Genomic DNA, 11,879 nt, shown 5'->3' with positions numbered 1-11,879 from the left:
GATGAGCCAGGCGGCGCAGAATCTGAACTGGTTGATCACGAACTTCGTGGACAACACCCCCGGGGTGTCCCACACGGTGGTGGTCTCCGCCGACGGACTCCTTCTGGCGATGTCCGAAGGCTTCCCCCGCGACCGGGCCGACCAGCTCGCGGCCGTCGCGTCCGGTCTGACCTCCCTCACCGCCGGGGCCTCCCGGATCTTCGAGGGCGGTTCCGTGACCCAGACCGTTGTGGAGATGGAGCGAGGATTTCTCTTCCTCATGTCCATCTCTGACGGCTCCTCACTCGCCGTCCTCGCACACCCGGATGCGGACATCGGTCTCATTGGGTACGAGATGGCACTTCTTGTCGACCGCGCGGGCACCGTACTTACGCCCGACCTGCGTGCGGAGCTGCAGGGGAGCCTTCTCAACTAGTAGACGTACGGTGCGTTTTCGCGTCCCGTGGCCGTAAGGTTTCGGGACGCGGCTCCAGAATGATGGTGCCCGGCACAGTCGGAGGAGGAGTACGTGGCAGGTTCAGGAACACCCCCGGACGGTTCGTCATCGGCCAACTGGTCGCCTGGTCACGGCCAGGGGCAGGGGCCGCACGAAGGGGCGCCGAACCGGTACAACTTCCCCTCCGCGCCCAGCCAGCACCGCAGGCCTTATCAGCAGCCGCAGCAGCCGGGCCCCCGCCAGAGCCCGTACGAGCAGCCTCATACCCCCAGGATCCAGCCAGTGCAACCACAGCGACGAGCGCCCGAGCCGGCGCCCGCTGCGAGCAACCCCCTGGTGCGTCCGTACGCCATGACGGGCGGCCGTACCAGGCCCCGCTACCAGCTCGCCATCGAGGCGCTGGTGCACACCACCGCCCAGCCGCACCAGCTCCAGGGCCAGTTGCCGGAGCATCAGCGGATCTGCAATCTGTGCCGCGAGATCAAGTCAGTCGCTGAGATCTCGGCACTTCTCTCCATTCCCCTCGGCGTAGCCCGGATCCTCGTAGCCGACCTGGCGGAGGCCGGACTTGTCGCCATCCATCAGCCGGGCGGCGACGAGACCGCCGGCGGCCAGCCAGACGTGACACTGCTCGAAAGGGTGCTCAGTGGACTTCGCAAGCTCTAGCGGCGGAGCAACAGCCCGCTCCACCACTTCCGCGAAAATCGTGGTGGCGGGCGGCTTCGGCGTGGGCAAGACCACGTTCGTCGGGGCGGTCTCTGAGATCAACCCGCTGCGCACCGAGGCCGTCATGACGTCCGCGTCCGCGGGCATCGACGACCTCACCCACACCGGGGACAAGACCACCACCACGGTGGCCATGGACTTCGGCCGCATCACCCTGGACCAGGACCTGATCCTGTACCTCTTCGGTACGCCCGGTCAGGACCGCTTCTGGTTCATGTGGGACGACCTTGTACGCGGCGCGATCGGCGCGGTGGTCCTGGTCGACACGAGGAGGCTCGCCGACTGCTTCCCCGCCGTCGACTACTTCGAGAACTCCGGACTGCCCTTCGTCATCGCCCTCAACGGCTTCGACGGCCACCAGCCGTACACGCCCGACGAGGTCCGCGAGGCGCTGCAGATCGGTCCGGACACCCCGATCATCACCACCGACGCGCGGCACCGCGCCGACGCCAAGAGCGGGTTGATCACGCTCGTGGAGCACGCGCTCATGGCGCGGCTGCGGTAACCAGCCCCGCCCACGCACGACATTTCGCCCCCGCCGGCTGCTGCCGGCGGGGGCGAATTGCTGTGGCGAAGCCTGCTGCCGTTGCCCAGCGTTGCACCTTTGGCCAAAACACATGCCTGCCGCTGTGATGTTTTCGGTGGGACCCTCGCTGGAGGGAGAGGCAGGTTCGCGTCCACTACTCCTGCCCTTCTTTCCCCTGACGGATCGAGCAGGAAGCGAAGCCCTCACATGAGCCTGTCCTACTCAGGCGGGAGAGTCTCCCCGGCCGGTGCCCCGGCCGGACAGCGGGCACGGGCGCCACTGGCCGGGCAGCAGAGCCGCTCCGGGGCGCTCACAGCGGACGAACACCTGGGCGAGACGGTGGCGGCGGCACAGCGGGGGGACGAGGCCGCCTTCCGGATGCTCTACCGCTCCTTGCACGACCAACTCCTGTCGTACGCCCAGGGATTGGTGGGTCCGACGCTGGCACCCGGCGTCCAGAGCCGAAGTTGGGAGTACATAGCCCGAAATCTGGCCAAGTTTCAGGGCGACGGCGCCGACTTCCGCGGCTGGTGCGCGCTGGTGGTCCGCACCAGAGCCCTGGAACAGCCGGGCCTCCGGGACCGGCGCGGGGCCGACGGCGACGAGCCCGCGCGGCCCGCCGACCGAACCCTCGCCTTCATCGCGCGGCTGCCGCAGGAGCAGGCCGAAGCTCTGCTCCTCCTCGTCGTCGTGGGGCTCGACCTCCGGCAGACGGCCACCGTGCTCGGCAGACGGGCGAGAACCGTCCGGACCGCCGCACACCGGGGCCTGCGCGCACTGGCGAAGCTGCTCGGGGACACCGCCGCCCGGTAGGTCGCTATCCGGTCAACCAGGCCGCAGGGCACCTTCTGCGCAGCGGTACGACAGACACAGCACGAGAACGACAGGCACAGGCACGGGCACGGGCACGGCCGAGAGAGACCAGGAGAGACAACCGAAGAGAGGAGAGTCATGCCGACAAACAGACGCGGACGCCGGCCGACGCATCGCGTCAGGCCGACGTCTCACCCCCCACCACCGGCCTCGTCAGCCGAAACCGGGCACCTTGAGCTCAGCCCAGACCATCTTTCCGCCGATCGTCGGTTCGACCCCGACGTCGGCCGACAGAGCCGCCACGAGGAACAGCCCACGCCCACTGACCTGGAACGGGTCCGGGGGCTCCATGGGCACCACCGGAAGCTCGGTGGAGGTGTCCGTCACCTCCAGGCGCACACCCTCGGCGCCCGTACGACGGACGGCGAACTCGAACGACGAGTAGCTGCAGTGCCGCACATTGCTGCACAGCTCGGTGGCCACGAAGGCGCAGTCGTCGACCAGCGCCTCCAGGCCCCAACTGCGCAAGCAGGCGCCGACGATCCGGCGTATCTGCTCCAGGCAGTGCGGGTCGTACTCCATGCGGACCTCGCAGGATCTGCTGATCACTACGAGCTCTTCCGCGGATGTGTTCGGCATTGCCCCTCCGGCACCGCTGTAGGTGTCAACTCAACCGAGAACAAAGGACGTTGGACTCGCATCATGTCGAGGCATCTATCACCTAGGCAAGTATTACTGACTGTTCACATCCCTCAAGGGGGGTGCGCAAGATGACAGTTGTCTGGCCGGAAGGCGCGGGACATCATGTGCGCATGCCGCAAAGTGATATGCCCACCATGCGCAGCCGTCGTCTCGGCGCCGAGCTGCGACGACTCCGGTCGGATGCCGGCCTCAAGGTCCAGGACGCGGCCGATGCACTGGAGTGTGGGCAGCCAAAGATCAGCCAGATCGAGACAGGCAAACGGGGCATCCGGCAACTCGACCTCACCACCCTGCTCAACCTGTACGGGGTGGAGGACGATCAGCAGCGGTCGAATCTGAAGCGGCTCGCCAGGGACATCCACAAGGTGGACTGGTGGTCCGGTCAGGGCCCCTTGCTCAGCGGCGACTTGCGCGACTACCTCACACTGGAAGCCGACTCCTCACTCATCCGCGCTTACGAGCCGATGGTGCTGCCGGGCCTGCTCCAGACAGAGGCATATATGCGGGAGATATTCACCGCGGGAGCCGAAGCGGATCGCGTCGAAACCCTTGTAAAGACGCGAATGAGACGCAAGGATCTGCTGCACGGGAACACCGAATTCCGGCTGCGCGTCATCATCGACGCCCCGGCACTGCACCGCATTTCTGGTCCCACTGAATTGATCCATCAACAGTTTCAGCACTTGATCGAAGTGGGAAATCAGGCCAATGTCACCGTTCAGATCCTCCCTCTGAACATCGCATTGCCGCTCGCGCAGTACGCTCCGTACACGATCTTCACGCTGCACGGAGAACCCCCCATAGAGGTGACCTGGTTGGAGCACATGACCGGGGGAACGTTGCTTGAGCAGCGGCCTGACGTCCAGGTTTACACCAAAGCCTGGGACGACCTGACGGCAGCCGCGCTCTCTCCCGCCGAGTCGCGCCAGTACATCCTTGACCACATGAAGAAAGAGAGCGGGTCGTGATGTCTCGCACATCTGCGGCCAGTCCCGCGTTCACAGAGGCAATAGACGAATCAGTGAAAGCGAACTGGCACAAGAGTACCTACAGCGGCGCCTCGAACGGCTGCATCGAGCACACGAAGCTTTCGGCCGATCAGCGGGCGATTCGTGACACAAAGAATCGGGAGTTCGGAACACTCGTCTTCGACTCCACCGCATGGCGCGCATTCATCGCTGGAATCAACTCCGGGATTCTGCAGATATGAGAACGAACACTGCAAGCGGCACACGCGTCACACAGCGGGAAAAGGCGCTGCTCTACGCGCTCGACATCTCCCGCGCCCAGTGGACAAGCACCCCCGGGAGCCCCGTGGAGGGCCCCGTGGAGATAGCGCCGCTGGGGAACGGCGCAGTGGCCCTGCGCAACCCCGCAGACCCCCGCGGCCTCGTCCTGCGCTTCACCGCGGAGGAGTGGTACGCCTTCAAACTCGGGGTGCTTGACGGAGAGTTCGACTGACCTCGCGGGCGAACCCCGAAGGACCCCGCACCAGGGCGGGGTCCTTCGGGGTGCCTGTCGGCCTTGCCGGCTGCTTCAGGGCGCCGGTCAGCCCTGCCAGCTGTGCGGGGCACGGAAGCCGGGGCTGCGCTCCAGGCGGCGCCAGCCGGCCTTGTCGCGGCCGCGGCGGGGCGTGGCGGGGGTCTGTGCGGTGGCGGCGGCGCGGGCCAGCAGGATCGCGGTGATGGCGGCGACCTCTTCGGGCTCGGCGTGGCCCTTCTCTACGCGGATGTCGGGGGTAGTCATGTGCAGCGTTCTCCTTGTGGGCTACTGCAGGATTACTGCGGGGGGTTGCCGTGCTTGCGCGACGGCAGGTCTGCGTGCTTGTTGCGGAGCATCGCCAGGGAGCTGATGAGGACCTCGCGGGTGGCGGCGGGGTCGATCACGTCGTCCACCAGGCCGCGCTCGGCGGCGTAGTAGGGGTGCATCAGCTCGGACTTGTACTCCTTGACCATCTTCTGCCGCATGGCCTCGGGGTCCTCGGCGGCCGCGATCTGACGGCGGAAGATCACGTTGGCGGCGCCCTCGGCACCCATCACCGCGATCTCGTTGGTGGGCCAGGCGTAGGTGAGGTCGGCGCCGATGGACTGGGAGTCCATGACGATGTACGCGCCGCCGTACGCCTTGCGCAGGATCAGCGAGATCCGCGGGACGGTGGCGTTGCAGTACGCGTACAGCAGCTTGGCGCCGTGGCGGATGATGCCGCCGTGTTCCTGGTCGACGCCCGGCAGGAAGCCGGGGACGTCCAGGAGGGTGACGATGGGGATGTTGAAGGCGTCGCACATCTGGACGAAGCGGGCCGCCTTCTCGGAGGCCTCGATGTCCAGGACCCCGGCCAGGGCCTGCGGCTGGTTGGCGACGATGCCCACCACCTTGCCGTCCAGGCGGGCCAGGGCGCAGATGATGTTGCGGGCCCAGCGCTCGTGGACCTCCAGGAAGTCGCCGTCGTCGACGAGCTCCTCGATGACCTTGGTCATGTCGTACGGCCGGTTGCCGTCCGCGGGTACCAGGTCGAGCAGGACGTCCGAGCGGCGCTCGGCCGGGTCGTCCGACTCGTGGACGGGCGGGTTCTCGCGGTTGTTGGAGGGCAGCATCGCGATGAGGTAGCGCACCTCGGCGAGGCAGGTCTCCTCGTCGTCGTAGGCAAAGTGGCAGACGCCCGAGGTCTCGGCGTGCACGTCGGCGCCGCCCAGGCCGTTCTGGGTGATCTCCTCGCCGGTCACCGCGCGGACGACGTCCGGCCCGGTGATGAACATCTGCGAGGTCTCGCGGACCATGAAGACGAAGTCGGTGAGCGCGGGGCTGTAGGCGGCGCCGCCCGCGCACGGGCCCAGCATGACGCTGATCTGCGGGATGACGCCGGAAGCCTTGGTGTTGCGCTGGAAGATGCCGCCGTAGCCGGCCAGCGCGGAGACGCCCTCCTGGATACGGGCGCCGGCGCCGTCGTTGAGGGACACCAGGGGCGCCCCGGCCGCGATGGCCATGTCCATGATCTTGTGGATCTTCGTGGCGTGCGCCTCGCCGAGGGCGCCGCCGAAGATGCGGAAGTCGTGCGCGTAGACGAAGACCGTGCGGCCCTCGACCGTGCCCCAGCCGGTGATGACACCGTCCGTGTACGGCTTCTTGGCCTCCAGGCCGAACCCGGTCGCCCGGTGCCGGCGCAACTGCTCGACCTCCTGGAACGACCCCGCGTCCAGAAGCAGCTCGATCCGCTCGCGTGCGGTCAGCTTGCCCTTCGCGTGCTGGGCCTTCGTCGCCTTTTCGCTCGGGCCGCGCAGGGCCTCGGCACGGATCGCGTGCAGTTCGGCCACGCGTCCACGTGCGTCGGTGGGCTCGCCCTCGGGAGAAGAAGCGGTGTCGTCCAAAACGGTCATGTAGTGACCTTACGAAGTGCGCCTACCGAAACGGACCGTCGACTATGAACAGTCTCCGGCCCGTTTTCCTGGCACCCCCGAACAGAAGCCCGGTCCAGTGGGCCCTAAGTGACTGCTCAGAGGGTCGTCGCGCTGTAGGGATTCGACAAAGGGCGGGGTCATGCGCGGTGAGAGACGCCTCACACCCTTTGGCCGAGACGCATGAGGCGGGTCTGCTGCGCCGGGGCTACCGTCGAATTCGGTGCGTGAGCGAACCGACACGCTCCGCTTGATGTTGAACATTGAACTGAATGGAGCTAGAGTCAATCTCGTTGAACATTCAACAGACATTCAGCAGGCATTCGACAGGCATCACCCCTCGTAGCTCGCAGCTCGGGCTCCCGCTCGCAGCTCGTCCCCAAGGAGCAGTCATGGGTCTCTTCGGCCGCAAGAACGAAACCACCTCCTCCGCCGCGCCCTCCGGCACCGACGCGGCGTCCGCCCCGGTCAGCCCGGACCTGGCCGCGCTGACCGGCGAGTACACGATCGACCCCGCGCACACGTCGATCGGCTTCGTCGCCCGCCATGCGATGGTCACGAACGTCAAGGGCTCCTTCACCGACGTCGCGGGCACGCTGCACCTGGACGGCACTGACCCCGCCGCGTCCACGGCTTCCATCGACGTGCAGATGGCGAGCATCGACACCGGCAGCGCGGATCGTGACGGTCACCTGAAGAGCGCGGACTTCTTCGACATCGAGAAGTACCCGGAGATGACCTTCCGCTCCACGAAGGCGGAAGCGCTGGGCGGCGACGACTACCGGGTCACCGGTGACCTGACGATCCTCGGCACCACGAAGCCGCTCTCCATCGACCTCGAGTTCAACGGCTCGGCCACGGATCCCTTCGGGAACGAGCGGGTCGGGTTCGAGGGGCAGGCGCAGATTCTCCGTTCGGAGTGGGGGCTCACGTGGAACGCCGCTCTGGAGACGGGCGGGGTGCTTGTCTCCGACAAGATCAAGCTGAGCTTTGACATTTCCGCGATCAAGTCTGGCTCCTGAGCCCTGGGCGGTTTTCGGGCCCTCCGCTTCGCGGCGGATCTCTCCCACCCACCCACCCGATTGCCCCGTGTCTGGGGTGGGGTGGGTGGGTCGTCCCGTTTTCGGGCAGGGTGCGGGCCGTCTCGGGCCCGTGCTGGTTGCGGTTTTGTACGGACTTCGCCGCCTAGCGCAGCAACTCGGTCAGTGCCTGCTCCAGTTGGGTTCTCGCCGTCGTGTCCGTGATGATGCCGGACTTGGTCGGCGTTGCCGGGGTGACCGGGATCCGGACGCACGCCTCGTCCCTTATTGCCGCGCCCGTGTAACCGAGCACCGTCCGCAACGTGGCTGCCGCGCCCTCTCCCCGGCCGGGGGCCGCCGCGTTCACCCAGGCGACCGGCTTGTCGGAGATTTCCGTGCCGCCGACCGTCCAGTCGAGCAGGTTCTTGAAGGATCCCGGCAAGGTACCCGCGTACTCCGGCGTGCAGATCAGGATCGCCGCCGCCTCGTCGATCGCCGCGCGGAGTCGGGCCACCGCCCGCGGCAGGGGGTCGGTGTCGTCGTCGGGGTTGAAGTGGGGCAGCGTCGCGAGGCCGTCGTAGCGAAGGGTGCGTACGTCCGGGGGCGCCACGTCCTGCGCGGTGCGCAGCACGGTCTCGTTGGAGGAACCGGCGCGCAGACTTCCGGACAGCAGCAGGATCATGGGGGCCATCGGACGAACGTATCCACCTGTCCGGCCCCTCCGCACCTCCTATACCGTTCGGGCCGTGGCCGAGTTCATACAGCAACTGCCTGCCCTGATAGGCGTGATCGTCGGTGCGCTGGGGTCGTATCTGGCGATCACCCGGGGCGACCGGGTCCGTTTCCAGCGGGAGCAGGCCGCCCGTTGGGACGAGCGGCGGCTCGCCGTCTACGGGGACTACGCGCGCGTCGTGAAGCAGTCGGTCACGCTCACCTACCGCGTCGCGTCCCACCTCGGCAACGACCCGCATCCGCACCCCCTCTCCCCCGAGGAGGCCGCGCCGCACCTCGCGGAGGCCTCGATCGCGCGGGATCCGGCCGGTGAGGCGCTGCTGATGCTCGGTACGCCGGACGTGGTGGACAAAGCGCGGGTCTGGGTCCTGACGGTCGTCGAGATGGAACGCTTCCTGCGCGAGGACACCAGGGACCCCGCCGCGTGGTCCGCGCTCCTGGAACGCCAGCGGACCACGCGCGAGGGCTACTACCAGGCGGTCCGGCGCGACTTGGCGCTGCCGCCCGGGCACTCGGGGTCCTGGAGCATGCCGCCCCCGGAGGGGCGTGTGTGAGCCTCCCGGCCCGGCCCGGACCGGCCCTGCTTCCGGTTACGCCGTCCAGTCGGGCCTGCGGCCCAGATACCGCAGTAGTCCGGCTGCCTCGCCCTTTTCCATGCCGCCCGCCTCCGGCTCAAGCGCCGGCGCGAAGGCGAAGGCGCGGACCGGCTCGACGGTCTGCCGGGCCACGTCGAGCAGCGGGCGCGCCAACTCGTCGTCGAGCGGGGATGGTTGGCCGGTGGCCACGGCTATGTCCCACGCGTGGACGGCGGCGTCGAGCGCGCAGGCACCGACGCCGAGGGCCGCGGTCATGGTGCCGGGCGGCAGCGGTACCCGTACCTCCTGAACCGTCTCGTCGACCGTCGCCCAGGCCTCGGCGGTGGCCGCGAGCGCCGGTTCGAGCAGGGCCCCGGGGGAATCCGCCAGCTTGCCGGAGGGGGCGAACGGGTCCTCCGCCGGACCGGGGCCTCCGGTGAGGGCCGAGGCGTAGCCGAGCTGGTCGCCGGCGGCGTGCTGGAGGACCTGGGTGACGTTCCACTCCGCGCAGGGCGTCGGGCGGTCCCAGTCCCCGTCCGGTACCCCTCGGACGGCCGCGCGCAGCGCCGCGTGCGCACGGTCGAGGATGGGCCAGGTGCTGTTCGTGCCGTGCTCGTCGCTCATGTCTTCTCCCGCTCGTCGGGGTGCGTTCGCCACCTTGCCCTAGAGCGCGGTCCAGCATCTAGCTTCACGCCCATGACCACACAGCAAGAGCGGAAACAAGGGCAACAGCGGCGGATCGGAGTTGCGTTCGGTGCGCTGAGCACCGCGGACGACGTACTCGAAGGGATCGATCTGCACGGCAGGACCGCGCTGGTCACCGGCGGCTACTCGGGCCTCGGCCTGGAGATCACCCGCGCGCTCTCCAAGGCGGGCGCCCACGTCGTCGTCCCGGCGCGCAGGCCCGGCCCGGCAAAGGACGCGCTGCGCGGTACGGACCGCGTGGAGGTGCACGCACTGGACCTGGCGGACCAGGGCAGCATCCGGCACTTCGCGGACCGTTTCCTCGCGACCGGCCGCAGCCTCGACATCGTCATCAACAACGCGGGCGTGATGGCCTGCCCCGAGGCCCGCGTCGGCCCGGACGGCGCCTGGGAGTCCCACTTCGCGATCAACCACCTCGGCCACTTCGCCCTGGTCAACCGTCTGTGGACGGCGTTGCGTCCGGGCACCGCACGCGTGGTCTCCGTGGCCTCGTCCGGCCACTTCCTCTCCGGCATCCGCTGGTCGGACCCGCACTTCCACCAGGGCTACGACCGCTGGCTGGCCTACGCCCAGTCGAAGACGGCGAACGCGCTCTTCGCGCTGCATCTCGACTCGCAGGGCGCGGCGGACACCGGCGTACGGGCCTTCGCCGTGCACCCCGGCAGCATCCTCACCCCGCTGCAGCGCCACATCCCCCGGGAGGAACAGCTCGCGCAGGGCTGGATGTCCGAGGACGGCACTCCGGCGCAGGGCTTCAAGACCCCGGCGCAGGGCGCGGCCACGGCGGTCTGGGCGGCGACCTCACCGCTGCTCGACGCCCATGGCGGCGCGTACTGCCAGGACTGCGACGTGGCGGAGCCCGCCACGACGGACGACATGCTGATCGGCGGCTTCAAGCCGTGGGTGAGGGACCCGGAGTCGGCGGCCCGCCTCTGGCAACTCTCCGCGGAGCTCACGGGATTGAGTGCCCTGGCATGATGAGGGCATGACCCCGGACCGGCACGACGAGTGGATCACCATCACCTCGTACGAGATCACGCCCGGCAGCCCTCGGCCGCTTGCCGCGCTCCGCGGTTGACTGCGTGAGCGGGGCATCGACTGGATGCCGTTCCCGCCGGGCGCGGTGCACGTGGACCTCATGTGCGGCCCTGGCCCTGACGGCCGGTGGCACGGCCATTTCGTGATCCGCGTCCCGGCGGACGCACTCCGCCCGCTCGGCCTGCACCCCGGCCGGCCCCTGTCCCGCGTGGTCGGCCCCTCACCGCCGGGCTGGTGGCACGCGGCGGCGGAACGGCGCCGCTAGAGGGCGGCGGAAGCGGTGTGCGTCAGGATCGCCTCCGCGAGCGGGCCCTGCACCGCCGGCGGCAGTGCGTGCCCCATGCCCGCGATCTCCACCACCCGCGAGTCGCTGCCGATGACCTGCGCCAGGTGGTGGGCGTGCGGCGGCGGGAAGACCGGCTCGGCCGTGGCGGAGACGGCGAGCACGGGGACCTTCGTGCCGGCCAGCTCGTCGGTGCGGAGCATGTGGGAGTCGTCGGCCCGCGCGTGGGCCGACGAGGCGACGTGGGTGCCGGTGTGCATGATGATCCGGCGCTCCAGGTCGCGGAAGTACGTGTCCTCCACGTCGAGTTGACCGCCGTTCAGGACGCGCCAGTGCTCCACCCGGCGGTCCAGTTCGGCCTCCACACCCTTGTCCTGAACCGGGCGGGACCACATTTCGAGGACTTCCGGGGCGATGCCCGGGAGTTCACCGACCGGGACCTCGGTTCCGTCCGGGGCCGTGTACGGGGTCTCGCTGAGCGCGCACGTGCCGATCAGGGTGGCGCTGAGGACGCGCTCGGGGTGGTCGGCGAGGACCAGCTGGGCCAGCATGCCGCCCAGCGACATGCCGACCAGGTGCGCCCGCTCGACACCTAGGCCGTCCAGGACCGCTACGGCGTCCCGCGCCAAGTCGGTTACCGCGTAGGGGTGTTGATCGAAGGCGGTGGTGGAGCGGCCCGTGTCCCTGTGGTCGTAGCGGATGACCTGATGCCGTTCGGCGAGCGCGTCGACCAGGGCGTCGGGCCAGCCGATGCCGGACGCCTGGGCGCCCATGACCAGGAGCAGCGCCGGGGCGTCGGGAGCGCCGCGCCGCTCCGTCCACAGCCGGACTCCGGGGGCGGCTTCGACGTATTGCTGCTTCTGCTGCATGGGGTGACCCTCCGAGCCGTCGCATCATAGAACGATACGTATCGTCTCGCGATCTCCTGATGA

17 protein-coding genes are annotated in these 11,879 nt (G+C 68.7%); 11 read left to right on the top strand and 6 right to left on the bottom strand.

All coding sequences use genetic code 11. From position 1 onward, the window contains the following. Nucleotide 1 precedes the first annotated feature (1 nt). The 4 genes from ACWFR3_RS19855 (at nucleotide 2) to ACWFR3_RS19840 (ending at nucleotide 2,501) form a co-directional block, all read left to right on the top strand. Nucleotides 2-415 carry a roadblock/LC7 domain-containing protein gene (locus ACWFR3_RS19855; protein ID WP_135330751.1) on the top strand — a complete coding sequence of 138 codons (414 nt, stop codon included), beginning with the start codon at nucleotides 2-4 and terminating at the stop codon, nucleotides 413-415. A gap of 93 nt (nucleotides 416-508) precedes the next feature. Then, nucleotides 509-1,102, top strand: a complete 594-nt coding sequence (locus ACWFR3_RS19850) for a DUF742 domain-containing protein (protein WP_453735906.1) — start codon at nucleotides 509-511, stop codon at nucleotides 1,100-1,102. Then, nucleotides 1,083-1,667 carry a GTP-binding protein gene (locus tag ACWFR3_RS19845; RefSeq protein ID WP_190084708.1) on the top strand — a complete coding sequence of 195 codons (585 nt, stop codon included), beginning with the start codon at nucleotides 1,083-1,085 and terminating at the stop codon, nucleotides 1,665-1,667. Before ACWFR3_RS19850 ends, ACWFR3_RS19845 begins: the two co-directional genes overlap by 20 nt. A gap of 228 nt (nucleotides 1,668-1,895) precedes the next feature. After that, nucleotides 1,896-2,501, top strand: a complete 606-nt coding sequence (locus tag ACWFR3_RS19840) for an RNA polymerase sigma factor (RefSeq protein WP_453735905.1) — start codon at nucleotides 1,896-1,898, stop codon at nucleotides 2,499-2,501. 213 nt (nucleotides 2,502-2,714) lie between these two features. Here ACWFR3_RS19840 and ACWFR3_RS19835 read toward each other — a convergent pair whose 3' ends face one another. Beyond that, a complete protein-coding gene (locus tag ACWFR3_RS19835) occupies nucleotides 2,715-3,140 on the bottom strand; it encodes an ATP-binding protein (RefSeq protein WP_453735904.1) in 426 nt (141 codons plus the stop codon). A 173-nt stretch (nucleotides 3,141-3,313) separates the two neighbouring features. Here ACWFR3_RS19835 and ACWFR3_RS19830 point away from each other — a divergent pair, with 173 nt between their 5' ends. From ACWFR3_RS19830 to ACWFR3_RS19820, 3 genes are read left to right on the top strand one after another with little or no spacing between them, the layout of a single operon-like run. Then, nucleotides 3,314-4,171, top strand: a complete 858-nt coding sequence (locus tag ACWFR3_RS19830; RefSeq protein ID WP_453735945.1) for a helix-turn-helix domain-containing protein — start codon at nucleotides 3,314-3,316, stop codon at nucleotides 4,169-4,171. Then, nucleotides 4,171-4,413 (top strand): DUF397 domain-containing protein, encoded by a 243-nt coding sequence (locus ACWFR3_RS19825; RefSeq protein WP_453735944.1) that lies wholly within the window; start codon nucleotides 4,171-4,173, stop codon nucleotides 4,411-4,413. The genes ACWFR3_RS19830 and ACWFR3_RS19825 overlap by 1 nt, the downstream gene beginning before the upstream one ends. After that, complete coding sequence (locus tag ACWFR3_RS19820) at nucleotides 4,410-4,664, top strand: DUF397 domain-containing protein (protein ID WP_453735903.1); 255 nt, start codon at nucleotides 4,410-4,412, stop codon at nucleotides 4,662-4,664. Before ACWFR3_RS19825 ends, ACWFR3_RS19820 begins: the two co-directional genes overlap by 4 nt. 87 nt (nucleotides 4,665-4,751) lie before the next feature. Here the strand turns inward: ACWFR3_RS19820 and ACWFR3_RS19815 are convergent, their stop codons facing one another. Then, the gene (locus ACWFR3_RS19815) at nucleotides 4,752-4,949 is read right to left on the bottom strand and encodes an acyl-CoA carboxylase subunit epsilon (RefSeq protein ID WP_453735902.1); all 198 of its coding nucleotides are present in this window, start codon (nucleotides 4,947-4,949) and stop codon (nucleotides 4,752-4,754) included. Between the two features lie 32 nt (nucleotides 4,950-4,981). Further along, nucleotides 4,982-6,577, bottom strand: a complete 1,596-nt coding sequence (locus ACWFR3_RS19810; RefSeq protein WP_453735901.1) for an acyl-CoA carboxylase subunit beta — start codon at nucleotides 6,575-6,577, stop codon at nucleotides 4,982-4,984. Between the two features lie 410 nt (nucleotides 6,578-6,987). On the opposite strand from ACWFR3_RS19810, the gene ACWFR3_RS19805 reads away from it, so the two are divergent. Next, complete coding sequence (locus tag ACWFR3_RS19805) at nucleotides 6,988-7,617, top strand: YceI family protein (protein ID WP_453735900.1); 630 nt, start codon at nucleotides 6,988-6,990, stop codon at nucleotides 7,615-7,617. A gap of 163 nt (nucleotides 7,618-7,780) precedes the next feature. Here the strand turns inward: ACWFR3_RS19805 and ACWFR3_RS19800 are convergent, their stop codons facing one another. Then, nucleotides 7,781-8,305 (bottom strand): NADPH-dependent FMN reductase, encoded by a 525-nt coding sequence (locus tag ACWFR3_RS19800; protein WP_453735899.1) that lies wholly within the window; start codon nucleotides 8,303-8,305, stop codon nucleotides 7,781-7,783. 55 nt (nucleotides 8,306-8,360) lie between these two features. On the opposite strand from ACWFR3_RS19800, the gene ACWFR3_RS19795 reads away from it, so the two are divergent. Further along, the gene (locus tag ACWFR3_RS19795; RefSeq protein ID WP_453735898.1) at nucleotides 8,361-8,900 is read left to right on the top strand and encodes a hypothetical protein; all 540 of its coding nucleotides are present in this window, start codon (nucleotides 8,361-8,363) and stop codon (nucleotides 8,898-8,900) included. A gap of 36 nt (nucleotides 8,901-8,936) precedes the next feature. On the opposite strand, the gene ACWFR3_RS19790 is transcribed toward ACWFR3_RS19795, so the two are convergent. After that, entirely contained in the window at nucleotides 8,937-9,545 is a 609-nt protein-coding gene (locus tag ACWFR3_RS19790) for a TIGR03086 family metal-binding protein (RefSeq protein WP_453735897.1), read from the bottom strand. A 72-nt stretch (nucleotides 9,546-9,617) separates the two neighbouring features. Between ACWFR3_RS19790 and ACWFR3_RS19785 the strand changes: the two genes are divergently transcribed. Further along, nucleotides 9,618-10,604 carry an SDR family NAD(P)-dependent oxidoreductase gene (locus ACWFR3_RS19785; RefSeq protein WP_453735896.1) on the top strand — a complete coding sequence of 329 codons (987 nt, stop codon included), beginning with the start codon at nucleotides 9,618-9,620 and terminating at the stop codon, nucleotides 10,602-10,604. Between the two features lie 124 nt (nucleotides 10,605-10,728). Then, the gene (locus tag ACWFR3_RS19780; protein ID WP_453735895.1) at nucleotides 10,729-10,929 is read left to right on the top strand and encodes a hypothetical protein; all 201 of its coding nucleotides are present in this window, start codon (nucleotides 10,729-10,731) and stop codon (nucleotides 10,927-10,929) included. Here the strand turns inward: ACWFR3_RS19780 and ACWFR3_RS19775 are convergent. Next, a complete protein-coding gene (locus tag ACWFR3_RS19775) occupies nucleotides 10,926-11,816 on the bottom strand; it encodes an alpha/beta fold hydrolase (RefSeq protein ID WP_453735894.1) in 891 nt (296 codons plus the stop codon). The two genes, ACWFR3_RS19780 and ACWFR3_RS19775, sit on opposite strands and share 4 nt — an antisense overlap. Nucleotides 11,817-11,879: the final 63 nt, after the last annotated feature.

Source organism: Streptomyces sp. NPDC055189 (genome assembly GCF_053606765.1).
The sequence above is the reverse complement of the archived record's forward strand: the minus strand, read 5'-3'. Positions and strand labels throughout refer to the sequence as shown.